The sequence below is a fragment of the Streptomyces sp. NPDC088747 genome (assembly GCF_044751025.1).
Lineage (GTDB): Bacteria > Actinomycetota > Actinomycetes > Streptomycetales > Streptomycetaceae > Streptomyces.
Genome location: NZ_JBIVKZ010000011.1, coordinates 299878 through 325409, shown reverse-complemented (window position 1 = coordinate 325409; position 25532 = coordinate 299878). Strand labels below are relative to the sequence as shown.

Genomic DNA, 25532 nt, shown 5'->3' with positions numbered 1-25532 from the left:
GTCCGGATGGTCATGTTCGGTATACGGAGCGTTGGTTGAGCGTGTGTGGGTGGTGGGGGGTGGGTGCGGCGTGGCCGGGGGGCTGGTCGGCTCACCGGCTGTGTGCTTGACCAGCCGACGGGCTGTCCGCCTGGCGCGTTGGATGTGTGGCCGCTGACCGTCCAGCCGCTGGCCGGCTGACCGCCGCAGCGGCTGGCCGGCTGTCTGTCCGGCCGATGGGCTGGTCGCCCGACGCGCTGCCCGCCCGACGCGCTGCCCAGGGTGGTCGTCCGTCGGGCTGACCGCTTGGCCCCGCCAGCCGCCAGCCGCCATCCGCCAGCCGCCGGACGCCTGGCCCGCCGCCCGCCCGGCGCGTCGCGCGGCCGGACGCCTGGTCGCGCCCCGTCGCCGTGCTGACAAGTTCGCCGTACTGGAGGGCCGGCCTCGGCACGGCGGCCGACGGCAGCCGCCCGACTCCCCTTGCCGGCCGGGCAACTGACCGCCCGCGTTCCGCGCACGGCGAAGCGGGTCACATGGCGGACGGGCTCTCTCCGTGCCACGAATGCCACAGCTCCGCGTACGCGCCCCCGGCGGCCACCAGGTCCTCGTGTGTGCCGAGTTCGGTCAGTCGGCCGTCCTCCATGACGGCCACCCGGTCCGCGTCGTGCGCGGTGTGCAGCCGGTGCGCGATCGCGATGACAGTGCGTCCCTTGAGTACGGCGGCCAGCGCGCGCTCCGTGTGGCGGGCGGTCGTCGGGTCGAGGAGCGCCGTGGCCTCGTCGAGGATCAGCGTGTGCGGGTCCGCCAGGACGACGCGGGCGAGGGCGAGTTGCTGGGCCCGCGAACCGTCCGTGGGGTGTCCGTGGGCGCCCAGCTCGGTGTCCAGCCCGTCCGGCAGTTCACCCGCCCAGTCGTCGGCGCCGACCGCCGCGAGGGCCGCCCACAACTCCTCGTCCGTGGCGGCCGGTTCGGCGATCAGCAGATTGTCCCGGACCGTGCCGAGGAACACGTGGTGCTCCTGGGTGACCAGGACGACCTGCCGTCGCAGCAGTTCGGGATCGAGGCCCACGATCGGCACCCCGCCCACCGTCACCGAGCCCGAGCGCGGCGCGTCGACCCCGGCGAGCAGCCTGCTCAGGGTGGTCTTCCCGGCGCCCGACGGCCCGACCACGGCCAGCCGTTCCCCGGGACGCACAATCAGGTCGACCCCGCGCAGCACCTCACCCCCGCGGTCGTAGGAGTAGCGCACGTCCGTCACGTCGATCCGGTCGTCCGCCGGCAGGGGCGAGCCGGCCTTCGAAGTGGCCCGCGGGGCCCGGGCGAGCCCCTCCACCCGGGCGAAGGAGGCGCTGCTGCTCTGCAACTGCTCGACCCGGTTCAGGATCGTGTCCAGCGGATCGACGAGCTGGTTCAGGTACAGCGCCGCCGCGACCACCGCACCCAGGCTCATCGCACCCCGCGCGTGCAGCGCGCCGCCCACCAGCAGAACGGCGGCCACGGGGACGACGTAGGAGACCTCCACCAGCGGGAAGAACACGTTGCGCAGGAACAGGGTCCGCATCCGGGTACGGCGCAGTGTCTCGATCGCGTCCCGGCTCGCGGCGGTCCGGCGCCGCTGGAGCCCGAACGCCTCGACCGTGCGGGCGCCCGCGGCGGTGGCCGCGAGGATCTCCGCGACCTCCGAGGTCGCGGCACCCTCGGCGAGATAGGCGGTGCGGCCCCGGCGCAGATACCAGCGCGTGGCGAACCAGATGCCGGTCAGGCCCAGCACACCGCAGGCACCGAGCAGCGGGTCGAGGACGAAGACCGCGCCGAGGATGAACAGCGACTGGACCGAGCAGATGAGCAGTTCGGGACCCGCGTCGCGCAGGGTGGTGCCCACCATCGCGACGTCCGCGGTGCCGCGCGCCGTCAGGTCGCCCGTCCCGGCCCGCTCCACGACCGAGGCGGGCAGCGCGAGCGCCCGCTCGACGAACTCCTCGCGCACCCGCGCCAGCGTTCGCTCCCCGAAACGGTGTCCCACATACCGGGCGGTGCGCGCCAGCACCAACTGCGCCAGCGCGCACACCAGGATGACGAGCGCGAGCCGGTCCACGACGTCGACCCCGCCTCCGGCCCGCACGTCGTCGATGATCCGGCCGAGCAGCCAGGGCCCGACCAGTCCCGCCGCGGCGGCCAGCGAGTTGAGGCCGAGAAGGACGGCGAAGGCCCGCCGGTCCGCCCGGACCAGCCGGACGGACGCCCGGCGCACATCGGCCTGCTCGGCCACCGGCAGATGCCCACTCATCGCACAGCCCCCTCCGCGCCCACGCCGCCCGCCCGCCCCAGACCGGCGCCGCGATCCGCCCCGCCATCTGTCGCGTCCGCGCCGTCGTCCGTCGCGTGCGCGCTGACGCCCATCGAGCCCGCCCCGACGCCCGTCGCCTCCCCGCCGTCGTCCGTCGCGTCCGCGCCGCGGGCCACCAGCGCGCGGTATCCAGGCTCCCCGTCGAGGAGTTCACGGTGGCTGCCCACGGCGGCGAGCTTGCCGTCCACCAGGTAGGACACGGTGTCCACCTGGTCGAGCAGCAGCGGTGACGTGCTGGTCACCACGGTCGTACGGCCGCTGCGCGCGACCCGCAGCCGGGTGGCGACGGTCGCCTCGGTGTGGGCGTCGAGGGCCGAGGTGGGCTCCACCGCGAGCAGCACCTCGGGATCGGCCAGCAGCGCCCGCACCAGGCGTACCCGCTGCCGCTGGCCTCCGGAGAGGCTGCGGCCCTGCGCGTCGACGGCCGAGTCGAGCCCGTCCGGCAGCCCGCGGACGATGTCGTCCGCGACGGCCGCGTGCACGGCCCGCGAGACGGCCCGCTCGTCGTGGTCGCCACGGCCGGAGACCAGCTCGCGCAGGGTGCCCGCGAACAGGTCCGCCTCGTTGTCCGCGACCAGGATCCGCCTCCGCACCTGCGACAGGGGGACCTCGGACAGCCGTACGCCGCCCCAGGTCGCCGCCGACTCCGCGTACCGCCCCAGCCGGTCGACCACGCCGGCCGAGTCCGCGGGACGGGCGCCGACCAGCGCCGTCAGCCTGCCGGGCGCCACCTGGACGCCCGACTCCGGGTCGCGGAGCGTGGACGGTTCCGCCGGGGCGTCACGGGTGCCGACGGCGCCGACGGCCACGCCCGGAGAGTCCGAGGGCTCCACGAACTCCATCGGCTCCAGCGCCAGGAACCGCACCACCCGCCGGGCGGCCACCAGCCCCCGGCTGACCTGATAGCCGCACTCGATGAAGAACGCCACCGGCATCACCAGGACGGCGACATAGCCGTACACGGACACCAACTCGCCGATGGTGATGGACCCCTGGGCGGCCAGCCGGGCCGCCAGCCACGTCACCACGGCGAGGAACACCGTCGGCAGCCCGAGGCCGAGTGCCTGCACCCAGCTGGTCACCGCCCCGACCCGGTACCCCTGCGCCCGCAACTCCTGCGAGTCACGGCGGAAGGCGTCGGCGAACAGCCCTTTGCCACCCAGGCCGTTGAGGACCCGCAGGCCGCCCGCGAGGTCGCCGATCCGGGCGGTCAGCACACCCTGCCGCTCGCGGTACCCGGTCTCCGCGCCCTGGAGCCGCCCCAGCATCGGGCCGAGGAGCACGGCGATCACCGGCACCCCGAGCAGGATCACGACGGACAGCTGGACCGAGACCGACAGCAGCAGCGCGGCCACGACGCCGTAGGTGAGGACCGCGGCCACGCCGGGGCCGACGACGGTCAGGGACGTGGCGATCGTCTGGACGTCGCCGACCCCGATGGTGACGACCTCGCCCGCCCCCACCTGGCGCGACAGCGCGGCCCCCAGCCGGGTCGCCTGCCCCACCACGACCTTGACCGTACGGAAGTGGCCGTCCATCCGGAGCTTGGTCATCGTGCGGTGCCGCAGCACGCCCAGGAAAGCGTTGAACGCCCCCGCGCCCAGCAGGGCGGCGGCCCAGCCGAACAGCGCCCTCTGGTCACCCGGCTCCAGGCCGTCGTCGATCGCCCGCGACAGCATGTACGGCGTCAGGGCCAGGAGCCCCATCCAGACACTCGCCAGCAGCGCCCCCGCCACCGCCCGGCGCGCCTGCCGGGTGCACAGCCACCACAGATACCGGCCGCCGCTACGGCAGTCGGGCGTGCCCGGGTCCTCGTACGCGTCGATCATCCGCTCCCGCTCCCCCTCCCTGACTCGAACTGTCCGACGCGCTAGACGAGGCTGTCCTGCCACGCCCGGTGCAGATCCGCGAACCTGCCCGTACCGGCGACGAGTTGGTCCGGCGTGCCGTCCTCGACCACCCGGCCCCCCTCCATCACCAGCACCCGGTCGGCGATCTCCACGGTGGAGAGCCGGTGCGCGATGACCACCGCCGTACGGCCCCGCAGCACCGTCGACATGGCACGCTGGACAGCCCGTTCACCAGGCACGTCCAGTGAGCTGGTCGCCTCGTCGAGGATGAGGACGGCCGGGTCGGCGAGCAACGCCCGCGCGAAGGCGACCAGTTGGCGCTGGCCCGCCGAGATGCGACCGCCGCGCTTGCGTACGTCCGTGTCGTAGCCGTCGGGCAGGGAGCTGATGAAGTCGTGGGCGCCGATGGCCTTCGCGGCGCCCTCGATGTCCGCACGGGTCGCGTCGGGGCGGCCGATGGCGATGTTCTCCGCGACCGTGCCGGAGAACAGGAACGCCTCCTGCGTCACCATCACCACCCCGCGCCGCAGTTCGGGCACGGACAGCTCGCGCAGGTCGACGCCGTCGAGGAGGACCCGGCCGCCGGTGGGGTCGTAGAAACGGGCCACCAGCTTGGCGAGGGTCGACTTGCCCGCGCCCGTCGAGCCGACGACCGCCACCGTCTGGCCGGCCGGCAGCGTGAGGTCGAAGGCGGGGAGGATCTCGCCGCCCGTGCGGTACCCGAAGCGGACTCCGTCGAAGACGACCTCGCGGCCCGGGTGTTCGGAGGCGAGGGCGGGCAGCGGCCTCGGCGCGGCAGGCTCCGGCACGGAGGGGACCTGGGCCAGCAGACCCGCGATCTTCTCCAGCGAGGCCGCCGCCGACTGGTAGGAGTTGAGGAACATGCCCAGGCGGTCTATCGGGTCGTACAGCCGGCGCAGATACAGCACCGCCGCGGCCAGCACACCCAGCGCCAGCGAGCCCGAGACCACCCGGGACGCGCCCCACAGCACGATCCCGGCCACCGCCGTGTTGGCGACCAGACGCGAGCCGACGACATAGCGGGCCATCTCCACGAGGGCGTCGCCGTTCGTCCGCTCATGGCGCCGGTTGAGCTCCCGGAACTCCGCGTCGTTGGCGGCCTCGCGGCGGAACGCGCGCACCGGGCGGATGCCGTTCATGGTCTCCGCGAACTTCACGATGACGGAGGCGATCGCGGTGGAACGGTTCGCGAAGACGCGGCCCGCGCGGCGCTGGTAGATACGGATGAGCAGATACAGCGGCACGAAGGACGCCACCGCCACCGCGCCGAGCCCCAGGTCGAGCCAGAGCAGCATCGCCGAGATGTAGACGAAGGACAGGATGACCATGAGGAGCTCCTGCAGCCCCTCGCTGAGCAGTTCGCGCAGCGACTCGACGTCGGTCGTGGAACGCGAGATCAGCCGGCCCGAGGTGTAGCGCTCGTGGAAGTCGATGCTGAGCGCCTGCGCGTGCCGGAAGATACGGCCGCGCAGGTCCAGCAGCACGTCCTGGTTGACGCGGGAGGAGGCGCGTATGAACGCGTACTGGAGGCTGCCGGAGGCCACCGAGCAGAACAGGTACGCGACGGCCACCGCGATGAGCGGCCCGTTGTCGTGGTGCCTGAACGCCGGTACGGCGCGGTCGATGGCGTACGCGACGAGGAGCGGACCGGCCTGGACGGCGGCCTGCTGGAGCAGGAGCAGGACGGCGGCCAGGACCACCCGTGACCTGAGCGGGGCGAGCAGCGAGCGCAGCAGCGCGCCCGTCGCGCCCGGGGGCGTGGGCAGGTCGTCGTGGTCGAAGGGGTCCGCGTGCCGAGAGGATTCTCGCGGGCTCCTGCCCTTGCCCTCTCCCTCTCCCTCGCCGCTGCCTCTGCCCGGCGCGGTCGTCGTCGGCGCCGTCATCGGTCGTCCTCCTCGATGCCCGACATCAGATGGGCGTACTCGGTGTTCGTGCGCAGCAGTTCGTGGTGGGTGCCCACCGCGGCGATCCGGCCGCCGGAGAGCAGGGCGACCCGGTCGGCGAGCAGGACCGTGGACGGACGGTGCGCCACGATCAGCGCGGTCGTCTCCGCCAGTACGCGGCGCAGGGCCGCCTCGACCGCGGCCTCGGTGTGGACGTCCAGCGCCGACAGCGGGTCGTCGAGGACCAGGAAGCGAGGGCTGCCGACGACCGCTCTGGCCAGGGCCAGCCGCTGCCGCTGGCCCCCGGAGAGGCTCAGGCCCTGCTCGCCGACCTGCGTCGCCGTGCCCTGCGGCAGCGCGTGCGCGAAGTCCGCCTGCGCGACGCCGAGCGCCCGGTCCAGCTCCGCTTCTCCCGCGCCTTCCCCGGCTCCCATGAGCACGTTCTCGCCGACGCTGGCGGAGAACAGGGTGGGTTCCTCGAAGGCGACGGCCACCCGGGCGCGGAGCTCCTCGCGCGGCATCGCCGTGATGTCCTCGCCGTCCAGCGTGATCCGGCCGGACGTCACCTCGTGGAGCCGGGGTACGAGAGCGGTGAGGGTGGTCTTGCCGGTGCCGGTCGCGCCGACCAGTGCCATCGACTCGCCCGGGTGGATGTGCAGTTCGACGCCGTCCAGGACGGGCGGGGTGTCCGCGGGCGCGTCCGGGTAGCGGAACCGAACGTCGTGGAACCGCAGGCCGCCCCCGCCCGTTCCGTCGGCGCTCGCGGAGATCCCCGCGGATTCCGGCTCCGAGTCCATCACCTCGAAGTACCGCTCGGTGGCCGTCGCCGCCTCCTGGCTCATGGCCAGCAGGAAGCCGATCGAGTCGACCGGCCAGCGCAGGGCGAGAGCGGTGGAGAGGAAGGCCACCAGAGTACCGGCGGAGAGGTCGCCGTCGGCGACCTGGACCGTGCCGAGGACGAGGGCGGCGCCGATGGCGAGTTCGGGGAGGGTGACGATGACGACCCAGATGGTGGCGAGGAGGCGGGCCTTGGCGAGTTCCGTCCCGCGCAGGGTCCGGGACAGCTCGCGGAAGGCGTGCGCCTGGCTCCGGTGACGCCCGAAGCCCTTGATGATCCGGATGCCGAGCACGCTCTCCTCGACGACCGTCGTCAGATCGCCCACCTGGTCCTGCGCCCGCCGGGCCACCTCCGCGTACCGTCGCTCGAAGAGCCAGCAGACGACTATCACGGGCGCCGCGGGTGCGAGCAGCAGCAGCCCGAGTGTCCACTCCTGGGCCAGCATGATGCCGATGCCCGCGAGGATCGTCACGGTGTTGACCAGCAGGAAGGTCAGCGGGAAGGCCAGGAACATCCGCAGCAGCATCAGGTCCGTGGTGCCCCGGGACAGCAGCTGACCGGAGGCCCAGCGGTCGTGGAAGGCGACCGGCAGCCGCTGGAGATGCCGGAACAGATCCGCCCGCATCGCCGCCTCGACGCCCGCCAGCGGCCGGGCCACCAGCCATCGCCGTAGTCCGAACAGCAGGGCCTCGGCGATCCCGAGCAGCAGCAGATACAGGGCCCCGAGCCAGACACCCCGCGTGTCGTGGCCGGCCACCGGACCGTCCACCATCCACTTCATGACGAGCGGGAACACCAGCCCCGTACAGGACGCCACGACCGCGACGAACGCCGCGGTGAACAGCCGCGCCCGCACCGGCCGCACGTACGGCCACAGGCGCAGCAGACTGCGCACGGTGGAACGGCCGGCGGGGGCGGGGGGCTCGGCGCGGTCCTCGGTCCCGGTGTGGTCCTTGGTCACTGCATCTGTTGTGGACATCAGTGGCGAGCCTACGGTTCGCCACTGACACAGCCCACCGAGTTTTAGCCGTAACGGCGTCGGTCGCTGGTCCTACGACCTGCGCTCTTCGCGGTCGTGGGGCTGTCCGGCCGACTACGCGGCCGAGTACGGCAGCAGCCCGCCGTCCGTCCTCTCCCAGGCCGCCTTCAGCTCCGCGAGCAACTCCGGCCGGTCCGCGGCGAGATCGGCCTGCTCACGCGAGTCCGCGCTCAGGTCGTAGAGGTGGTCGACACCGTCGGCGGCCCGGTGGTACTTCCAGTCGCCGCGCCGCAGCGCCCGGCTGCCCCGGACCCGCCAGAACAGGTCACGCTCGCCGACCTCCTCGTCCCGCAGCAGATACCCCGCCAGGCTGGTGCCGTCCAGCGGATACGCCGGCTCGGGCCGCGCGCCGCCCAGCTCCAGCAGCGTCGCCGTCCAGTCGGGCGAGAACGCCGGCTCGTGGCTGACCTGGCCGCCGTCGAGCCGGGCGGGCCAGCGCACGATGGTCGGCACCCGGATGCCGCCTTCGAGCAGCGAGGCCTTCTCGCCGCTGAGCGGCCAGTTGTAGGAGAAGCGCTCGCCGCCGTTGTCACTGGCGAACAGCACCACCGTGTTCTCCTCCTGCCCGGCCCGGCGCAGCGCGGTGAGCACCTCGCCGACGGCGGCGTCGAGGCTCTGCACCATCTGCGTGTACTTCTCGACCGAGCCGCCGTCGTTGTGCAGCAGCGCCGCGGTCACCTCGGCCGGACCGCTCGCGGCCCGGATCCGCGCCGCGATCTCGGCTCCGGTCTCCGCGTCGTCCTCCGCGAGCCAGGGCCAGTGCGGGGTGGTGAAGTTGAGGTTGAGCAGCCACGGCTCGTCGTGGTCGCGGCTCACGTACTCCACGGCCCGCTCGGTCAGCACCTCCGTGTAGTAACGCAGGTCCTTGTAGGCCGCGTCGCCCTCGTACAGGTCGTAGTCGCCGAGCTGCCCGAGCTTGGAGAAGTACTCCAGTACGCCCCCGAAGTTGCCGAAGAACTCGTCCCAGCCGGACTTGGTGGGCCCGTAGTCCGGCAGGAAGCCGCAGTGCCACTTGCCGATGAGCGCGGTGGAGTAGCCGGCCTTCCTCAGCAGGGAGGCGAGAGTGGGGTGGCTGGGGTCGAGCCCCTGGGTCCTGTTGGCTATGGGCTCGGCGAGCCCGCCCTTCGTACGCCCGGGATAGCGCCCGGTGTAGAGGCTGAACCGGGTCGGCGAGCAGGTGGCCGACCCGGAGTAGGCGTCGGTGAACCGCACGCCCTGGCGGGCCAGCCGGTCCAGGTTCGGCGTTCTGATGTGCGGTGCGCCGTACGAGGAGAGGTCGGCCCAGCCGAGGTCGTCACCCAGGATGACGAGGAAGTTGGGGCGGCGGCGGGATCCGGCGGCGGCGGTACGGGCCCGGAACGGCCTCTCGGTGGCGGCTGCTTCGGTGGCGGTGGCCGTACCTGCGACGGCGGTCACAGCGCCGCCACCGATCAGACCGCCGAAGACCCGACGGGATATTTCGGACATGCGGGTTCCTCAGAACAGACGTGTCCCGCGGCGGGACACGCAGGAAGGAATCAGGAAGGAGACGAGGAGAAAGGAGAAGAAGAGAGGGTGAGAGGGAGAGAGGGAGAGCAGTGAAGACCGCGGGGTCAGCGACAGATGGCGCTGGACTGCCGGCACAGGTCGACGTGGCGCCGCTCCACGAGCGCGACGAGCGCGCGCGGGTGATCAGCGGAGATTCTCATGACCACGGACGGTGCCAGCGCTGACGCTGGGCCGTCAAGACGCCGTCCACACGATGGACGTTCCGGCCCGTCCGGCGTTCGAGGACGACCGCGTCAACGCGATGCGGCGGTCCGGGGGCGGAGCCCCCGGGACATGCGGCGGGGGCGAACGGAACTCACCCCACCACCCGCAGCAACAGCACCGCGCGGGCCGGCACCGTGATCGCCGTCCCCGCCCGGTGCCGCACTCCGGGAGCCTCCTCCTGCGACTCGCGCGAGGTGTCCACCACGACCTCGTACTGCGAGGCCCAGGGCGGTCCGGGCAGGACGAAACCCACTGGCCGGTCCCCGGCGTGCAGCACCGTGAGGAAGCTGTCGTCCACCACGGGCACCCCGCGCGCGTCCCGCCCCGGGATGTCCCGCCCCGAGAGGTACATCCCCAGCGTCGCCGCGGGCGCGTACCAGTCCCGCTCCGTCATCTCCGTGCCGCGCGCGGTGAACCAGGCCAGGTCCCGCAGCCCGTCCACGGAGTGCGCCCGCCCGGAGAAGAACGCCCGCCGCCGCAGCACGGGGTGCTCGTGCCGCAGCGCGATCAGCCGTGACGTCAGCTCGAACAGGCTCCGCCACCCGGGGTCGTCGAGCTGGGACCAGTCGACCCAACTGACCTCGTTGTCCTGGCAGTAGGCGTTGTTGTTGCCCCCCTGGGTCCGCCCGAACTCGTCGCCCGCGACCAGCATCGGCACCCCGGTCGACAGCAGCAGACTCGTCAGCAGGTTCCGCAACTGCCGTCGCCGCAGGGCCCGTACCCGCTCGTCGTCCGTCTCGCCCTCGACCCCGCAGTTCCACGCGCGGTTGTCGTCCGTGCCGTCGCGGTTGCCCTCGCCGTTCGCCTCGTTGTGCTTGCGTTCGTAGGAGACGAGATCCCGGAGCGTGAAACCGTCGTGGGCGGTCACGAAGTTCACCGAGGCGTACGGACGCCGGCCGCCCCACGCGTAGAGGTCGCTCGACCCCGAGAGCCGGTAGCCCAGATCCCGTACGTCCGGCAGGGCGCCCCGCCAGAAGTCCCGCACGGCGTTGCGGTAGCGGTCGTTCCACTCCGTCCACAGGGGTGGGAAGGCGCCGACCTGATATCCGCCGGATCCCACGTCCCAGGGCTCGGCGATCAGCTTCACCCGGCGCAGTACGGGATCTTGCGCGATGACGGCGAGGAACGGCGACAGCATGTCGACGTCGTGCATGGACCGGGCGAGCGCCGCCGCCAGGTCGAACCGGAAGCCGTCGACGCCCATCTCGGTCACCCAGTAGCGCAGTGAGTCCGTGATCAGTCGCAGCACGTGCGGCTGCACCACGTGCAGCGTGTTTCCGCACCCCGTGTAGTCCGTGTAGCGCCGCGCGTCGGACTGCAGCCGGTAGTACCCGCGGTTGTCGATCCCGCGCAGGGACAGCATGGGCCCCAACTCGCCTGCTTCCGCGGTGTGGTTGTAGACGACGTCGAGGATCACCTCGATACCGGCGGCGTGCAGCGCCCGCACCATCCGCTTGAACTCGCCGACCTGCTGACCGGTGGTCCCCGAGGCCGCGTAGCCGGCGTGCGGGGCGAAGTACCCGATCGAGTTGTAGCCCCAGTAGTTCTTCAGGTCCTTGCGCAGCAGATGGTCCTCGTGCGCGAACTGGTGCACCGGCAGCAGCTCCACGGCCGTCATGCCGAGCCGCACCAGGTGGTCGACGGCGGCCGGGTGCGCCAGCCCGGCGTAGGTGCCGCGCAGCTCCTCCGGGATGCCGGGGTGCAGCCGGGTGAACCCGCGCACATGCAGCTCGTAGATCACCGAGTCCGCCCACGGGGTCTTCGGGCGGTGGTCGTCCGACCAGTCCTCGTCGTCGTGGACCACGACGCCCTTGGGGACGTACGGCGCCGAGTCCCGGTCGTCGCGCACCGTGTCCGCGACGTGCTGCTGGGGCCAGTCGCGGACATGCCCGTACACCTCGGGCGGCAGGGTGAAGTCGCCGTCCACGGCACGGGCGTACGGGTCCAGGAGCAGCTTCGCCGGGTTCCAGCGGGCGCCGGTCCAGGGGTCCCAGCGGCCGTGCACCCGAAAGCCGTAGCGGCGGCCGGGCAGCACACCGGGCACGAAGCCGTGCCAGATCTCGTGGGTGAGCTCGGTCAGCGGGACGCGGATCTCGGCGCCCCCCTCGTCGAAGAGGCACAGCTCGACGGACTCCGCGCCGCCCGCCCACAGCGCGAAGTTGGTGCCCGTGACGCCGTCGGGGCCCACGCGGAAGCGCGCGCCCAGCGGGGTCGAGGCACCCGGCCACACCTGCACGGCGGGCGCCGCGCGCGCCGCGCCGTTGACCAGGGGGGCGGGTTGCGCCGGCACTTTGCCGCCCGTCGCCCGCCCCTCCTGAACTGCCTCCTGCTCGGGTGCGCTCGACACCGGTCAGCCTCCCGCGGCTCGTGGGGCGAGCACGGTCAGGAGGCCTGCGGCGTCCCGGCCGCGGCTCCTGTTCGCGTCGTCCTCCCCACTGTTCTGCCCAGCGCTTGGCTCGCACTCACGTTTCCCCGGAGAGGCGCGGTCGTTGGGCCCTGCGTGAAGCACGTAGAGACACGCGCGCGGCGCGCAGGGGCCGCGCTGGCCGCCGTACTGACCTGGGCCGGACTACTCGCCGGAGCCGCCGGCTGCACGTCGGACGGGACGGACGAGGTTCTGGGCAAGCCACCGTCGCCCGAGGACGTCATCCGGGTCTCGCCGGACGACAACAGCAAGGCGGTACGGCCGGACGAGACGATCCAGGTGCGGGTGCCCGGCGGGCGCCTTGAGTCGGTGACGGTCGTCAAGGAGCAGGACGCCCAGGAGTCGCCGGTGCCGGGGCACATCTCCGAGGACGGACTGCGCTGGCGGCCCGACGACGAACGGCTCGCGCTCGCCGCCAAGTACAGCGTCGACGCCGTGGCCGTCGACGGGTACGGACGGCGCTCGGCCCGGCACACCACGTTCACGACGTACGTCCCCGACGAGCGGTTCATCGGATACGTCACCCCGGAGAACCGCTCCACCGTCGGCACCGGAATGATCGTCTCCCTGGAGTTCAACCGGGAGATCGGGAACCGGGCCGCCGTCGAGCGCGCCATCCGGGTGCGGGCGGAGCCGGCGGTCGAGATCCGTCCGCACTGGTTCGGCAGGGACCGGCTCGACTTCCGTCCCGAGAGGTACTGGAAGCCGGGCACCGAGGTCACGGTCAGCCTGGGGCTGCGGGACGTCGAGGCGGCTCCCGGCGTGTACGGGCTCCAGGACAGGACCTTCTCGTTCACGGTCGGGCGCGGCCAGGTCAGCCTGGTCGACGCCGCCGAACACACCATGGAGGTACGCCGCGACGGCGAGCTCCTCGCCACCGTGCCGATCACCGCGGGTGCTCCGAAGAGCACCACGTACAACGGGAAGATGGTGGTCACCGAGATGCTGGAGGTGACCCGGATGAACGGCGCCACGGTCGGTTTCAAGAAGGCCGACGGCAAGGGCGAGTACGACATCCCGGACGTCCCCCACGCGATGCGCCTCACCAGCTCCGGGACCTTCCTGCACGGCAACTACTGGGCGCAGGGCGTCTTCGGCAACTCCAACGTCAGTCACGGCTGCGTGGGTCTGAAGGACGTGAAGGGCGGCAGTTCGGACAGCCCCGCGGGCTGGTTCTTCGACCGCAGCCTCATCGGTGACGTCGTCGAGGTCGTCAACAGCAAGGACAGACAGGTCGCCCCCGACAACGGACTCGGCGGGTGGAACATGAGCTGGAAGGCGTGGAAAGCGGGCGGGGCGGTGAAGTAGGGCGACATAGCGGTACGCGCGCACGGCTCCCGGCCCCGTCCCTCGGACAGTTGAAGTTGGGACTGAACGGTGACAATCGCGGGGATCCATCTCTTCCGGCCGTGTGATTAATTAGCGCGATACGCGCGTGGGACGCGCCGGGGTGCGGGCCTGACCAGGCCGTGCGAGGGGAGAACGAACTTGAACGGGCGACCGATATCGGGGCCGTCGGTTGGCGCGCGGGCACGGCGGAACAGAAGGATCCTGGCACTGCTGCCGGTGGTGCTGTTGTTCGCCGTGACCGCGTGCGGCGGGGGAGGGGACTCGGATTCCGGGTCCGGGGAAGGCAAGGGCAAGAGCACGGGGAGTTCGGGGACCGCGGACACCAAGGTCTCCGAGGCGGTCGTGACCATCGCCCCGAAGGACGGGACCGGTGGCGTGGCCACCAGCGGCGCCCTCAAGGTGACCGCGGCCAAGGGCAAGCTGACCGAGGTCACCGTCCAGGACACCAAGGGCAACGATGTCGAGGGCGAGATAACGGGCGGGGGCGCCACCTGGACGCCCTCGACGCACCTCGCCTCGGCCACCAGGTACAAGGTCCACGCGGTGGCGAAGGACTCCGGGGGCCGCGAGTCCGCCGAGGAGTCCGCGTTCACCACGCTGACCCCGAAGAACACCTTCGTCGGCATCTTCACGCCCGAGGACGGTTCCAAGGTCGGCGTCGGGATGCCCTTCTCGGTGAACTTCACGCGGGGTATCACGCACCCCGAGGACGTCGAGAAGGCGATCACCGTCACCACTGTCCCGGCGGTCGACGTGGAAGGCCACTGGTTCGGCAACGACCGCCTCGACTTCCGTCCCGAGAAGTACTGGAAGGCCGGCACGAAGGTGACGGTGCGGCTCAACCTCGACGGTGTCGAGGGGCGGCCCGGTGTCTACGGCGAGCAGGCCAAGACGGTGTCGTTCACGGTCGGCCGCAGCCAGGTCTCCACCGTCGACGTCAAGACGAAGACGATGACCGTCAAGCGGGACGGCAAGACCATCAAGACCATCCCGGTGACCACCGGCAAGCCCGGCTACGACACCTGGAACGGCCAGATGGTCATCACCGAGCGCCTCGCGGTGACCCGGATGAACGGCGAGACGGTCGGCTACGGCGGCGAGTACGACATCAAGGACGTGCCGCACGCCCAGCGCCTGACCACCTCGGGCACCTTCATCCACGGCAACTACTGGGGCGGCGGCGCCTTCGGCAACTACAACGCCAGCCACGGCTGCATCGGTCTGAAGGACGTCCGCGGCGGCTACGACGGCAAGGTGGCCGCGGCCTGGTTCTTCAACCAGTCGATGGTCGGTGACGTGGTGGTCGTGAAGAACTCCGACGACAGGATCGTCGACCCGGACAACGGCCTCAACGGCTGGAACATGTCCTGGGAGAAGTGGACGGCCTGACCTCCGCTCGTTCCGTACGGGCCCGGTGTGCTGTGACAGAGCACACCGGGCCCGTTGTCGTTAACGGCCGCTAACCTGCTCCCATGACTGTGCATCTTGAAGTGGCCGAGGGTGTCGGCACCATCCGTCTGGACCGTCCGCCGATGAACGCACTGGACGTCGCCACGCAGGACCGGCTCAAGGAGCTCGCCGAGGAGGCCGCGGGCCGCGAGGACGTGCGCGCGGTGGTGCTGTACGGCGGGGAGAAGGTGTTCGCGGCGGGCGCGGACATCAAGGAGATGCAGGACATGGACCACGCGTCGATGGTCGTCAGGTCCCGCGGCCTCCAGGACTCCTTCACCGCCGTCGCCCGCATCCCCAAGCCGGTCGTCGCGGCCGTCACCGGCTACGCCCTGGGCGGGGGCTGCGAGTTGGCCCTCTGCGCGGACTACCGCATCGCCGGTGAGAACGCGAAACTCGGCCAGCCGGAGATCCTGCTCGGCGTGATCCCCGGCGCCGGCGGCACCCAGCGGCTGTCCCGCCTGATCGGGCCGTCGCGCGCCAAGGACCTCATCTTCACCGGCCGGATGGTGAAGGCCGAGGAGGCGTTGGCGCTGGGTCTCGTCGACCGGGTGGTCCCGGCCGAGGAGGTGTACGCCCAGGCGCACGAGTGGGCCGCACGGTTGGCGCGCGGACCCGCGATCGCGCTGCGCGCCGCGAAGGAGTCCATCGACCTGGGTCTGGAGACGGACATCGACACCGGGCTCGCGATCGAACGCAGCTGGTTCGCGGGCCTGTTCGCCACGGAGGACCGGGAGCGGGGGATGCGGAGCTTCGTGAAGGAGGGTCCCGGCAAGGCGAAGTTCCGCTAGAACCCTGACCAGAAGTTGACCTGATCCACTTGCAGTTGACGGAATGTCTTATCCGGTGTCCCCCGAAGGGCTGGATTATGCGAGCCTTAAGGCAACCTTAAGGGCGGCTGTTCGGGGAATGCCGTGGACTGCCACCAAGGGGGCTGTCCTGGCAGGTCAGATGGGCTGTGCCGCATCCCGATCTGCCTGTGGCATATGCCGATCGGTCGCCTCGGAATGGGAGGTTCCGGGGGGCGTATTCCTTCGGAACGGCCCCGAAGAAGGCGCTGGGCGGCCATGATGGAGGCATGGCGGGGCTGGAGGGTATCGAACCGCCGCGGCGGCACGGGGGTGCGACCGCGGCGCGCTGGACGCCTGCGGTCGAGGACGAACAGGCCCTCAAAGCGCTGGAGTTGTTCGGCAACCCGGTGGAGGCGGAGGTGCCGCTGCCGTCCCGCCCGGAGTCCGCGGCCACCGCGCGGCGGCTCACCCAGGTCGTGGTCCTCCGGCACTGGGGCCTCTCCCCGAAGATGACGGAGGACGCCGTCCTCCTGGTCTCCGAACTGGTCGGCAACGCCGTACGGCACACCGGCGCGCGTGTCTTCGGACTCCGGCTGCGCCGCCGCCGGGGATGGATCCGGGTCGAGGTCCGCGACCCCTCGCGCGGGCTTCCCTGTCTGATGCCGGTCCACGAGATGGACCTGAGCGGCCGCGGTCTCTTCCTCGTCGACAAGCTCTCCGACCGCTGGGGCGTCGACCTCCTGCCCCGCGGCAAGACCACCTGGTTCGAGATGCGCGTCTCCGACCGCTGAACCCGCCCCTGCCGAGCGGAAAGCCCCGGCCGCCGAGCGACCGGGGCTCCCGGGGCACCGCGGACGACAGGGGTGTGAACCGCGGCACCGGCGACAACCAGGGCCCGGGTCAATGGGTGGAGGTCGCACCGCCGACTGTCGCAGACCTGGAGTCCTGATCCAAAGGACCCCCACGCGTCCCGGGCGTCCCGGGCTTGCCACGCGTCCGGGCGTCCCACGCGTCCGGGCGTCCCACGCGTCCGGGCGTCCCGCGTGCGGGGAGCGCGCGAACGGGGCCTCGGCACCAGGGGCGCCGCCGACCGACCGGGCAGACTCTTCCCGGTCGTCAAGGACTTCCGGTCCCGCGTCTACGTCCTCCCCGGTCTGGGGTGGTTGAGGCCCGCCTCCGGCAACTCCGCCCGCGTCAGCGGGTGGTGAGCAGCGCCTCCGCGCCGACCGGACGGTAACCGGCCGCCAGGAACGCCCGTTGACTGCGGGCGTTCCCCGCCGCCAGCTGGGCCCACACCGGTTCGCCCCCGGCCAACTGCCGCGCCGCCCGGGCCAGTACCCGCCCCAGCCCCCGGTGCCGTACACCCTCGTCCACCTCGACCGCGGCCTCCAGCCGCCCGGCGACCCCGCGCCCCAGCACGAGCACACCGCCCTCGGCCGACCACACCCGGACCTCGTCGCGGTGCTCGCGCGCCCGCGCGACCCGGGGATGACCGGGATCGGCGAGCTCGGCGAGCGCGAGCGACGGCTCACCCGGGAGCGGAGCGGCCACGGTGAGCAGGTCGATCGTGTCGTTCGTACGGCCCGTCCGCTCCATGAACGCCGCCAGGAACCGGGGGTTCATCGTCGCGGCGAGCGCGTCGCAGTCGAGCCGGGCCAGCGCCGCCCGCACCCACCCCTCGTCCTCGTCGGTGAAGACCACGGAGTGCGCGGTGAACGCGAGGACGCCGGCGTCGCGGTGCGCGTGCTGGCGTACGACGGTCATGCCGCCGTCGGCCGGCGGGAAGACACCCCGGGCGGCCGCGTCCAGGATGTCCCGCAGAGTGTCGGCCACGACGCCCGTCCTCTCACTTGAGTCTCCACCCACTGGAAGGCCCAGACTCGCAGACATGATCGAAGACGGCACCGGACTGTTCACCATCGGAGAGCTCTCCCGGAGCACGGGTCTGTCGGTGCGCACCATCCGCTACTGGTCCGACGAGGGCGCGCTGCCCCCGGTGGCCCGGTCGGCCGGCGGCTACCGGCTCTACGACGCGAGCTCCGCGGCGCGCCTCGAACTCATCCGCACGCTGCGGGAGTTGGGCCTCGGGCTGCACGCCGTACGGCAGGTGCTGGCGGGGGAGACGACGGTCGCGGAGGTCGCGGCCACGCACGTCGCCGCGCTGGACGCGCAGATCCGCTCCCTGAAGGTGACCCGGGCGGTGCTGTCGACCGTGGCACGTCGCGGCTCGACCGCGGAGGAGATGACACTGATGAACAAACTGGCACGGCTGTCGGCCGCCGAGCGAAGGCGGATCATCGAGGAGTTCGTGGACGAGATGTTCCGCGGACTGGACACCGCGGACCCGGTGATCCGCGAACGGATGCGGAACGCCGCCGTGGATCTGCCGGCTGAGCCGACGCCCGAGCAGGTGGACGCGTGGGTGGAACTGGCCGAGCTGTTGCGGGAACCCGGGTTCCGGGCGCGAATGCGCAAGGTGGCCGAGTTCAACGCCGCCGACCGCGGTCAGGAGACCCCCGCCGGCGCGTCCATGTGGTTCGCCCAGCGTCTCGTCCAGCTCGCGGCGCAGGCCCGCGAGCGGGGGATCGGGCCCGAGGAGCCGGAGGCCGAGGAGATCCTCGGGGACCTGCTCGGCGACGCCGACCCCGCGGCCGTACTGGAGCGTCTGGAGGCGCCCGAGAACGAGCAGGTCGCCCGCTACCGCGAACTGCTGATATCCGTGAAGGGCCGGCCGCCCCTGGCCGCGCACCGGGAGGAGTTCGCCTGGGTGGTCGCCGCACTCCGCGCTCGCGTCGCCCGATAATCTGACCTACGTAAACGAGGCACAGCGCACTACGAAGGGGCGGACCCGGTGGCGGACATCGAGGAAGCACGCAAGGCGTTCGAGCGGATCGACACGGACGGGGACGGGTTCGTCACGGCCGCCGAGTTCAAGACCGCCCTCGCCCAGGGCGGTGACTGGAACGTCACCGAGTCGGTCGCGGAGGCCGTGATCGCCAGCCGTGACCTCAACAGCGACAAGCTCCTGTCGTTCGAGGAGTTCTGGGCCCACCTGAACAAGTAGCACCCGTGGAGGGCGCCCACCGGACCACCGGTGGGCGCCCTTTCCGCTGCGCCGCCCCGGACCCGGTTCACCCGTCCGCCGCGCGTCGGAATAGCCGGTCCGGTCCCGGGGTTGCCGACCCACGTCAGGAGCACCAACCCCAGAAGGGTCTGTCTCATGAAGATCGGCATCATCGGCGCGGGCAACATCGGCGGGAACCTCACCCGGCGTCTCACCGCCCTCGGACACGACGTCTCCGTCGCGAACTCCCGAGGTCCCGAGACGCTCACCGACCTGGCCGCGGAGACCGGAGCGACACCCGTCAGGGTCGAGGAGGCGGCGCGCGGGGCCGAGGTCGTCGTGGTCACGGTCCCCATGAAGGCGGTGCCCGACCTGCCGTCCGGACTGTTCGACGAGGCCGCAGAAGGGGTCGCCGTCATCGACACCGGCAACTACTACCCCCAGCGCGACGGCCGGATCGACGCCATCGAGGACGACGGCCTCACCGAGAGCCGGTGGACCGCCCAGCAGATCGGCCACACCGTCATCAAGGCCTTCAACGGCACCTACGCCCAGCACATCCTGGACCGCCACCGTCCCGCGGGCGCCGCGGACCGCGTGGCCCTTCCGGTCGCGGGCGACGACGAGGCCGCCAAGCGCAAGGTCATCGCCCTCGTCGACGAACTCGGCTTCGACGCCGTGGATGCCGGCGGCCTCGACGACTCCTGGCGCCAGCAGCCCGCGACCCCCGTCTACGGCCTCGCCGAAGGCACCGCCGCGGTCACGAAGGCCCTGGCCGAGGCCTCCCCGGAGCGCCCGGCGGCCCACCGCGCCTGACTCGACGACCCACCGCGCCTGACCCGGCGGCCCACCGTGCCTGACCTGGCGGCCCACCGCGGCCTGGCCAGGCCGCGGGCCCGGCCCCCGACCGTCACACGATCCGCAGCGGCCGGTGCGGCCCGTCCGGCAACTCGGCCACCACCGAGTCCCCGGGCCGCACCGAACCGCCTTCCCGTACGACGCTCATGACCCCGGCCCTGTGGGTGACGGTGCCGCCATCACCCCGCCCGACGACCTGCTTGAGCAGGCCCTTCTGGTACGTGTCGATCTGCGCGCACGGATTCCGCAGCCCGGTCAGCTCCACGACGGCCTCGTCCCCCAGCCGCAGGAGCGTCCCGACCGGGAGCCCCAGCAGGTCGATCCCTCTGGTGGTGACGTTCTCCCCGAGTTCCCCGGCCGCGACCGTGAACCCGGCGCCGCGCAGCTCCTCGAACAACTCCTCCTGAATCAGATGCACCTGACGCAGATTCACCTGCGAGGGATCCTTCGCCATCCGGAACCGGTGCTTCACGGTGACGCCCGCGTGCACATCCCCCTCCACCCCGAGCCCGGAAAGCAGCCTGATGCTCGGCCGGTTCGGCTTGGTGAACGAATACGTCCCGTTACTGCTGACCGCGGCAACCATGGCACCCATCCCGCGAACCCCTCTCCTGCCGCCCGCTGCTTCCGACTCGCAGGTCAGAGGGTAGACGGCAGCCGGACGGTCATTCGCGCCGCGCCCACTTGCGCAGCGCCGCCTTGCTGCTGAAGTCGCCGACGTTCTTGTCCAGCGGGTTGTCGGTGTACTGGTGGAAGCGCCAGTTCGCCTGGATGCGGGGCTTGCCCGCGGTCACGTAGTCGGCGATCCACAGGCCGTCGCCCGCGTACGAGGTGGTGTCGACGTTGAGCCAGTAATTCCGATTGCAATAGAGCAACACCCGGTGGTTCGGGCGGAGTTCCTTCACCTTGCGGATGAAGCGGTCCTTCTCGGCGTTGCCGGCGTGGGTGCCCTCGCCGGTGGTCTCCCAGTCGACGACGAGGAGGTCGCCCGCCTTCTCCGGGGCCTTGCTGAGGAAGTACTCGGCCTGTGCCGTGATGTTGCCGGGCCACAGGAAGTGGTAGAAGCCGACGACGCAGTCGGCGTCGCGAGCGGTCTTCACCTGGGCGGAGAGCTTGGGGTTGACGTACGACCGCCCCTCCGTCGCCTTGATGAAGACGAAGGAGAGGCCGTCGGTCTCGTAGGCGGACGACTGGTAGGCGCTGACGTCGATGCCTCGCAGCATGTGGGGCCTCCGGGCAATGGGGGACTGGAGGGGTTGAACTCCAGCGTTCCCCCGCTTCGGCCCGTCATCCCTGCCGGCACCGTGACCGTCGACCGACCGGCACCGACGGACCGGTACGGCACCGTGGCGATGGAGTGGTCCTCGTCCTCGGCCGGCCGGCCGGAACCGGCAGCCTTCGCCGCCGGTCCACTGCCGGAACAACACACGGGACCGGTCCGGCATCAAGAAGGCGTAAATACTGCCGGGATCCGGCAATGCGCGGGACGCCGGTCGCGGGTCAGAGTGAGCGTGCAGAAACGGGGGGAGAGGGCCACGGTGCCGGAGCGTCCACGGGGGAGGCGACCGGCACCGGGGCCCAGCCCCGTCAGACGTCCGGGTGAGGAGAGGCGGCCCCGAATGGATCGCGTCGCCGCCGACGGACACGCCGTATCCCGGTGACCGCCCCGCCGTACCCCCGCCACCCGCCCGAACTGCCGTCTCCCGGCAGCGAGCCCGCCCCCTGGCAGGCCGTGCCCTCCGCTCGTGCGCTAGAAATGCGTCAACGGCTGATCGGCGGGACAGGGGCACGGATGGCGGGGCGGGGCGTACCCGACGAGTACCTGGACGGGTACGCGGACCTCCTCGCCGCCGCGGCCGCCACCGGCCGCAGACTCACCCGCGACGAGCTCGACTCCCGCCGCGCGCTGGGCGAGCGGGCCGCCGAGGCGGGGTACGGGCTGCGCGTCCTGGTCGGCGCCCACCTTGCCGCCGCCCGCGCCAACTGGCCCTCGACCGCCTCCGAAAGCAGCCTGGCCGCCGTGGAACAGGCGGTCGACGCCTTCGCCGAGGGCTACGAACGCGCGCAACTCCTCGCCGTACGCCAGGAGGAGGCCGCCCGCCGGGAGTTCATCGACGACCTGCTCTACGGACGCAGCGACCTGGGCCTGCTCGCCGAGCGCGCCGAACGCTTCGGGCTGCGCCTGTCGCACGTACACGCCGTCGCCGTGGCACGGGGCGAGTCCGGCTACGACGAGGGGGACGCCGTGCCGCGCGAGGTGGAGCGCGCGCTGATCGGCCGGTTCGGCGACCGCAGCATCCTGGTGACCACCAAGGACGGGCGGCTGGTGTGTGTCGCGCCCGGCGACCAGGACGACGTACTCGCCTACTTCGCCAAGCGGGCGCACGCCGCCACCGAGGGAGGGCAGGTCGCCGTCGGCCGGCCCCGTCCGGGCCCCGGCGGTGTCGTCCACTCCTACGAGGAGGCCCTGAACGCCCTCGACCTGGCCGAACGCCTGGAACTCGACGCACCCGTGCTGTACGCCGCCGATCTCCTCGTCTACCCGGTCCTCACCCGCGACAGGCAGGCCATGGCCGACCTGGTCCTGAGTGCCCTCGGCCCGCTGCGGCGGGCCCGTGGCGGAGCCAAGCCGCTCCTGGACACGCTGACCGCGTACTTCGACTCCGGCTGCGTCGCGGCGGAGGCCGCCCGGCGCCTGTCCCTCAGCGTCCGCGCCCTCACCTACCGCCTGGACCGCATCCACAGACTCACCGGCGCGAATCCGGCCGACCCGGTGCACCGGTACATGCTCCAGACCGCGGTCATCGGTGCCCGGTTGCTGGACTGGCCGGCGAAGGAACTCTGAGGGGACGCCCGCGGCGCGGCGATCGAGCGCGGGCGTCCCCTCAGCGGGTGACAAGGGTGCTCACGAGCGGGCGAGGAGGGCGCTCACGGTCTTGCCGTCGGGCTCTCGGCGGGTGACCGCGGTGGCGCGGGCGAGGCGGTTGACCATCGGCCAGCCGAAGCCGCCGGTGCCGTCGTCCAGGTCGGGAGTGCGCGTGCGCGGTGCCTGCGGACTGGGGTCGTGGACGGCCACCTCGACGCTGTCCGGGTGCGCGGTCAGGTCCAGCGTGCAGGTGCCGCCGCCGTGACGCAGGGCGTTGGTGACGAGTTCGGAGACGACCAGAACCACGGTTTCGGCGGCCTCGGTTCCGGCCGGGTGCGGGAGACCTTCGAGGAAGTGCCGGGTGCTCTCGCGTGCGTCGGCGACGGAGCGTGTGTCGGCGACGGAGGTCGTGGAGTGGGCTGTTGCGACGTTGACGCTCATCGTGTTCATCAGGTCACCTGGTCTCTGGATCGTCCATGCCTGGTCCTGCCTGCGCCGTGCTTGTGCCCCGGCCGATGCCCCGTTAATCCGGCGGCGACGAGCGTTGTGGCCTCTCCCCGTCGTTGTTCGAGCCCAGTTACCTCACTGTCGAACACGTGGAAATCTATGTTGGCCAGAGTAGACATTGGATTGTGGAGTGGTTATGGTTTCTCTCGTAGCCGAGATCGAGCAAGGCCCGGCAGGCACGAACTGGCGGGCAGTACAAGGCAGTTGAAGTAATCGAAGTAGTTGCAGTACGCAGGACGGTGCGGTGGTGGAGTCGCGAAGCCAGGGTTGTTGCGTGATGGCGACGGGACTGACGACCGGACCGGGCGGCCCGCGGTGATCAGGGGCTGTCGTGAGCAGGACCGCAGTGACAGCACGTGTTGGCAAGTGTTTGACCAGAGGGAAGAACGGAGGAGCCGAACGCCATCAGGATCGCCCGGGCGGAACTGCTGAGCCCGGGTACCGCAGGACATCGATAGTGAGGTGGTCTCCGGTCGAGCAACCGCGATCCCCGCGCTCCCGACGGCAGGTTGGTCGGGTCAGCGGAAACAAGTAGGCCGGCGCAGCAGTAGGGCCGGCTGATGGTGTAGCAGTTCCTTCGGGGCCCTGGTGCCATACGGCACCGGGGCCCCTCGACCCGTGGCGCAGAGAGGTGCGATGACAGCAGACGACTCGTTCAACCGGCTCGATGACGACGACTACCCCGCCTACACGATGGGCCGGGCCGCCGAAATACTCGGCACCACCCAGGGCTTCCTCCGCGCCATCGGCGAAGCCCGCCTCATCACCCCGCTCCGCTCCGCGGGCGGCCACCGCCGCTACTCCCGCTACCAACTGCGCATCGCGGCCCGCGCGCGTGAACTCGTCGACCAGGGCACCCCCGTCGAGGCCGCCTGCCGCATCGTCATCCTCGAAGACCAACTGGAAGAGGCCCAGCGCCTCAACGCGGAACACCGCCAGGCCGAACACCGCAACGCCGCCGACTCCACGAACCGGACCGCCGCGGTCTGAGGGCCGCCGGTTTTCCCGATGGGGCCCTCCGTACGGGGAGCCCCCCTGTAAGGGGCACCGTGAGGATCAGGCGACCGGGCCTCAGCACTCGATGATGTTCACCGCCAGCCCGCCCCGCGCCGTCTCCTTGTACTTGACGGACATGTCCGCGCCCGTCTCCTTCATGGTCTTGATGACCTTGTCGAGGGAGACCTTGTGGGAGCCGTCGCCGCGCATGGCCATCTTCGCGGCGGTCACGGCCTTCACCGCGGCCATGCCGTTGCGCTCGATGCACGGGATCTGGACCAGGCCGCCGACCGGGTCGCAGGTCAGGCCGAGGTTGTGCTCCATGCCGATCTCGGCGGCGTTCTCGACCTGTTCGGAGCTGCCGCCGAGAACCTCCGCGAGGGCGCCGGCGGCCATCGAGCAGGCCGAGCCGACCTCGCCCTGACAGCCGACCTCGGCGCCGGAGATGGACGCGTTCTCCTTGAAGAGCATGCCGATGGCGCCCGCGGCGAGCAGGAAGCGGACGACTCCCTCCTCGTCGGCGCCCGGCACGAAGTTGATGTAGTAGTGCAGGACCGCGGGGATGATGCCGGCCGCGCCGTTCGTCGGGGCGGTGACGACCCGGCCGCCCGCCGCGTTCTCCTCGTTCACCGCCATCGCGTAGAGGGTGATCCACTCCATCGCGTGGGCCAACGGGTCGCCCTCGGCGCGGAGTTGGCGTGCCGAGACGGCGGCGCGGCGGCGGACCTTGAGGCCGCCGGGCAGGATGCCCTCGCGGGCCATGCCGCGCGACACGCACGCCTGCATCACCCGCCAGATCCCGAGGAGCCCGGAGCGGATCTCCTCCTCGGTACGCCACGCCCGTTCGTTCTCCAGCATCAGCGCGGAGATCGACAGGCCCGTCTCGCGGGTCAGCCGCAGCAACTCGTCGCCCGTGCGGAAGGGATACTTCAGGACCGTGTCGTCCAGCTTGATGCGGTCCTCGCCCACGGCGTCGTCGTCGACCACGAAGCCGCCGCCGACCGAGTAGTACGTCTTCTCCAGCACGAGTTCGCCCGAGGAGTCGTAGGCGAAGACCGTCATGGCATTCGCGTGGTAGGGCAGGGCCTTGCGCCGGTGCAGGATCAGGTCGTCGTCGAAGGAGAAGCCGATCTCGTGGTCGCCCAGCAGCCGGATGCGGCCGGCGGACCTGATCTCCTCGACCCGCAGGTCGGCCCCCTCCACGTCCACCGTCCGCGGCGAGGCGCCCTCCAGGCCGAGCAGCACCGCCTTGGGAGTGCCGTGCCCGTGCCCGGTCGCGCCCAGCGAGCCGTACAGCTCGGCGCGTATCGACGCCACCGAGTCCAGCAGATCCTCGTTGCGCAGCCGCAGGGCGAACAGGCGTGCGGCGCGCATCGGGCCGACCGTGTGGGAGCTGGACGGGCCGATGCCGATCGAGAACAGGTCGAAGACCGAGATGGCCACGGGAACTCCTCAAAACAGGCAGAACAGGGGTGGTGCAAGGGGCGGGCGCCGCACACACCTGTCGTCCAGTGTGC

General features: G+C 71.6%; 21 protein-coding genes. 9 read left to right on the top strand and 12 right to left on the bottom strand.

Annotation, left to right across the window (positions count from 1 at the left end):
• Positions 1 to 508: 508 nt before the first annotated feature.
• The 7 genes from ACIP79_RS26020 to glgX all read right to left on the bottom strand — a co-directional run bounded on the left by ACIP79_RS26020 (position 509) and on the right by glgX (position 12056).
• A complete protein-coding gene (locus tag ACIP79_RS26020; protein WP_401227017.1) occupies positions 509 to 2266 on the bottom strand; it encodes an ABC transporter ATP-binding protein in 1758 nt (585 codons plus the stop codon).
• Complete coding sequence (locus tag ACIP79_RS26015; RefSeq protein WP_401227016.1) at positions 2263 to 4155, bottom strand: ABC transporter transmembrane domain-containing protein; 1893 nt, start codon at positions 4153 to 4155, stop codon at positions 2263 to 2265. Before ACIP79_RS26015 ends, ACIP79_RS26020 begins: the two co-directional genes overlap by 4 nt.
• A gap of 41 nt (positions 4156 to 4196) precedes the next feature.
• Positions 4197 to 6080, bottom strand: a complete 1884-nt coding sequence (locus tag ACIP79_RS26010; protein WP_401227015.1) for an ABC transporter ATP-binding protein — start codon at positions 6078 to 6080, stop codon at positions 4197 to 4199.
• Positions 6077 to 7897, bottom strand: coding sequence for an ABC transporter ATP-binding protein (locus ACIP79_RS26005; protein ID WP_401227014.1), 1821 nt, complete (start codon positions 7895 to 7897; stop codon positions 6077 to 6079). The genes ACIP79_RS26010 and ACIP79_RS26005 overlap by 4 nt, the downstream gene beginning before the upstream one ends.
• A gap of 114 nt (positions 7898 to 8011) precedes the next feature.
• On the bottom strand, positions 8012 to 9424 hold the full coding sequence (locus ACIP79_RS26000; RefSeq protein ID WP_401227012.1) for a sulfatase: 1413 nt from the start codon (positions 9422 to 9424) through the stop codon (positions 8012 to 8014).
• A 125-nt stretch (positions 9425 to 9549) separates the two neighbouring features.
• Positions 9550 to 9645 carry a putative leader peptide gene (locus tag ACIP79_RS25995; RefSeq protein WP_383682983.1) on the bottom strand — a complete coding sequence of 32 codons (96 nt, stop codon included), beginning with the start codon at positions 9643 to 9645 and terminating at the stop codon, positions 9550 to 9552.
• Between the two features lie 155 nt (positions 9646 to 9800).
• Entirely contained in the window at positions 9801 to 12056 is a 2256-nt protein-coding gene (gene glgX, locus ACIP79_RS25990) for a glycogen debranching protein GlgX (protein ID WP_401227009.1), read from the bottom strand.
• 153 nt (positions 12057 to 12209) lie between these two features.
• Between glgX and ACIP79_RS25985 the strand changes: the two genes are divergently transcribed.
• From ACIP79_RS25985 to ACIP79_RS25970, 4 genes are all read left to right on the top strand, one after another.
• Positions 12210 to 13442, top strand: a complete 1233-nt coding sequence (locus ACIP79_RS25985; protein ID WP_401227008.1) for an Ig-like domain-containing protein — start codon at positions 12210 to 12212, stop codon at positions 13440 to 13442.
• Between the two features lie 180 nt (positions 13443 to 13622).
• A complete protein-coding gene (locus ACIP79_RS25980) occupies positions 13623 to 14873 on the top strand; it encodes an Ig-like domain-containing protein (protein WP_401227006.1) in 1251 nt (416 codons plus the stop codon).
• An 83-nt stretch (positions 14874 to 14956) separates the two neighbouring features.
• The gene (locus tag ACIP79_RS25975) at positions 14957 to 15724 is read left to right on the top strand and encodes an enoyl-CoA hydratase/isomerase family protein (RefSeq protein ID WP_401227004.1); all 768 of its coding nucleotides are present in this window, start codon (positions 14957 to 14959) and stop codon (positions 15722 to 15724) included.
• A gap of 182 nt (positions 15725 to 15906) precedes the next feature.
• Positions 15907 to 16515, top strand: a complete 609-nt coding sequence (locus tag ACIP79_RS25970) for an ATP-binding protein (RefSeq protein WP_401227037.1) — start codon at positions 15907 to 15909, stop codon at positions 16513 to 16515.
• 403 nt (positions 16516 to 16918) lie between these two features.
• On the opposite strand, the gene ACIP79_RS25965 is transcribed toward ACIP79_RS25970, so the two are convergent.
• The gene (locus tag ACIP79_RS25965; RefSeq protein ID WP_401227003.1) at positions 16919 to 17557 is read right to left on the bottom strand and encodes a GNAT family N-acetyltransferase; all 639 of its coding nucleotides are present in this window, start codon (positions 17555 to 17557) and stop codon (positions 16919 to 16921) included.
• Positions 17558 to 17612: 55 nt separating this feature from the next.
• On the opposite strand from ACIP79_RS25965, the gene ACIP79_RS25960 reads away from it, so the two are divergent.
• The 3 genes from ACIP79_RS25960 (at position 17613) to ACIP79_RS25950 (ending at position 19604) form a co-directional block, all read left to right on the top strand.
• Positions 17613 to 18527, top strand: a complete 915-nt coding sequence (locus ACIP79_RS25960; RefSeq protein WP_401227001.1) for a MerR family transcriptional regulator — start codon at positions 17613 to 17615, stop codon at positions 18525 to 18527.
• Between the two features lie 48 nt (positions 18528 to 18575).
• Positions 18576 to 18788: an EF-hand domain-containing protein gene (locus ACIP79_RS25955; protein WP_383682968.1), complete on the top strand. Its 213-nt coding sequence runs from the start codon at positions 18576 to 18578 to the stop codon at positions 18786 to 18788.
• Between the two features lie 156 nt (positions 18789 to 18944).
• Positions 18945 to 19604: an NADPH-dependent F420 reductase gene (locus ACIP79_RS25950; protein WP_401227000.1), complete on the top strand. Its 660-nt coding sequence runs from the start codon at positions 18945 to 18947 to the stop codon at positions 19602 to 19604.
• A gap of 94 nt (positions 19605 to 19698) precedes the next feature.
• On the opposite strand, the gene ACIP79_RS25945 is transcribed toward ACIP79_RS25950, so the two are convergent.
• Both ACIP79_RS25945 and ACIP79_RS25940 read right to left on the bottom strand, forming a co-directional pair.
• On the bottom strand, positions 19699 to 20241 hold the full coding sequence (locus ACIP79_RS25945) for an MOSC domain-containing protein (RefSeq protein WP_401226998.1): 543 nt from the start codon (positions 20239 to 20241) through the stop codon (positions 19699 to 19701).
• A gap of 70 nt (positions 20242 to 20311) precedes the next feature.
• Positions 20312 to 20869, bottom strand: a complete 558-nt coding sequence (locus tag ACIP79_RS25940) for a glycoside hydrolase family 25 protein (protein WP_401226997.1) — start codon at positions 20867 to 20869, stop codon at positions 20312 to 20314.
• A gap of 569 nt (positions 20870 to 21438) precedes the next feature.
• On the opposite strand from ACIP79_RS25940, the gene ACIP79_RS25935 reads away from it, so the two are divergent.
• Positions 21439 to 22491, top strand: a complete 1053-nt coding sequence (locus tag ACIP79_RS25935) for a PucR family transcriptional regulator (protein WP_401227035.1) — start codon at positions 21439 to 21441, stop codon at positions 22489 to 22491.
• 60 nt (positions 22492 to 22551) lie between these two features.
• Here the strand turns inward: ACIP79_RS25935 and ACIP79_RS25930 are convergent, their stop codons facing one another.
• A complete protein-coding gene (locus ACIP79_RS25930) occupies positions 22552 to 22962 on the bottom strand; it encodes an ATP-binding protein (protein WP_401226996.1) in 411 nt (136 codons plus the stop codon).
• A gap of 693 nt (positions 22963 to 23655) precedes the next feature.
• On the opposite strand from ACIP79_RS25930, the gene ACIP79_RS25925 reads away from it, so the two are divergent.
• The gene (locus tag ACIP79_RS25925; protein ID WP_401226995.1) at positions 23656 to 24009 is read left to right on the top strand and encodes a MerR family transcriptional regulator; all 354 of its coding nucleotides are present in this window, start codon (positions 23656 to 23658) and stop codon (positions 24007 to 24009) included.
• A gap of 81 nt (positions 24010 to 24090) precedes the next feature.
• On the opposite strand, the gene ACIP79_RS25920 is transcribed toward ACIP79_RS25925, so the two are convergent.
• Positions 24091 to 25458: an L-serine ammonia-lyase gene (locus ACIP79_RS25920; RefSeq protein WP_401226993.1), complete on the bottom strand. Its 1368-nt coding sequence runs from the start codon at positions 25456 to 25458 to the stop codon at positions 24091 to 24093.
• Positions 25459 to 25532: the final 74 nt, after the last annotated feature.

Excerpts from the sequence above, each read along its gene's own strand:
- ACIP79_RS26020 (WP_401227017.1), bottom strand. The coding sequence starts at position 2,266 with ATGAGTGGGCATCTGCCGGTGGCCGAGCAGGCCGATGTGCGCCGGGCG.
- ACIP79_RS26015 (WP_401227016.1), bottom strand. The coding sequence starts at position 4,155 with ATGATCGACGCGTACGAGGACCCGGGCACGCCCGACTGCCGTAGCGGC.
- ACIP79_RS26010 (WP_401227015.1), bottom strand. The coding sequence starts at position 6,080 with ATGACGGCGCCGACGACGACCGCGCCGGGCAGAGGCAGCGGCGAGGGA.
- ACIP79_RS26005 (WP_401227014.1), bottom strand. The coding sequence starts at position 7,897 with ATGTCCACAACAGATGCAGTGACCAAGGACCACACCGGGACCGAGGAC.
- ACIP79_RS26000 (WP_401227012.1), bottom strand. The coding sequence starts at position 9,424 with ATGTCCGAAATATCCCGTCGGGTCTTCGGCGGTCTGATCGGTGGCGGC.
- ACIP79_RS25995 (WP_383682983.1), bottom strand. The coding sequence starts at position 9,645 with ATGAGAATCTCCGCTGATCACCCGCGCGCGCTCGTCGCGCTCGTGGAG.
- ACIP79_RS25975 (WP_401227004.1), top strand. The coding sequence starts at position 14,957 with ATGACTGTGCATCTTGAAGTGGCCGAGGGTGTCGGCACCATCCGTCTG.
- ACIP79_RS25960 (WP_401227001.1), top strand. The coding sequence starts at position 17,613 with ATGATCGAAGACGGCACCGGACTGTTCACCATCGGAGAGCTCTCCCGG.
- ACIP79_RS25950 (WP_401227000.1), top strand. The coding sequence starts at position 18,945 with ATGAAGATCGGCATCATCGGCGCGGGCAACATCGGCGGGAACCTCACC.
- ACIP79_RS25945 (WP_401226998.1), bottom strand. The coding sequence starts at position 20,241 with ATGGGTGCCATGGTTGCCGCGGTCAGCAGTAACGGGACGTATTCGTTC.
- ACIP79_RS25940 (WP_401226997.1), bottom strand. The coding sequence starts at position 20,869 with ATGCTGCGAGGCATCGACGTCAGCGCCTACCAGTCGTCCGCCTACGAG.
- ACIP79_RS25935 (WP_401227035.1), top strand. The coding sequence starts at position 21,439 with ATGGCGGGGCGGGGCGTACCCGACGAGTACCTGGACGGGTACGCGGAC.
- ACIP79_RS25930 (WP_401226996.1), bottom strand. The coding sequence starts at position 22,962 with ATGAACACGATGAGCGTCAACGTCGCAACAGCCCACTCCACGACCTCC.
- ACIP79_RS25925 (WP_401226995.1), top strand. The coding sequence starts at position 23,656 with ATGACAGCAGACGACTCGTTCAACCGGCTCGATGACGACGACTACCCC.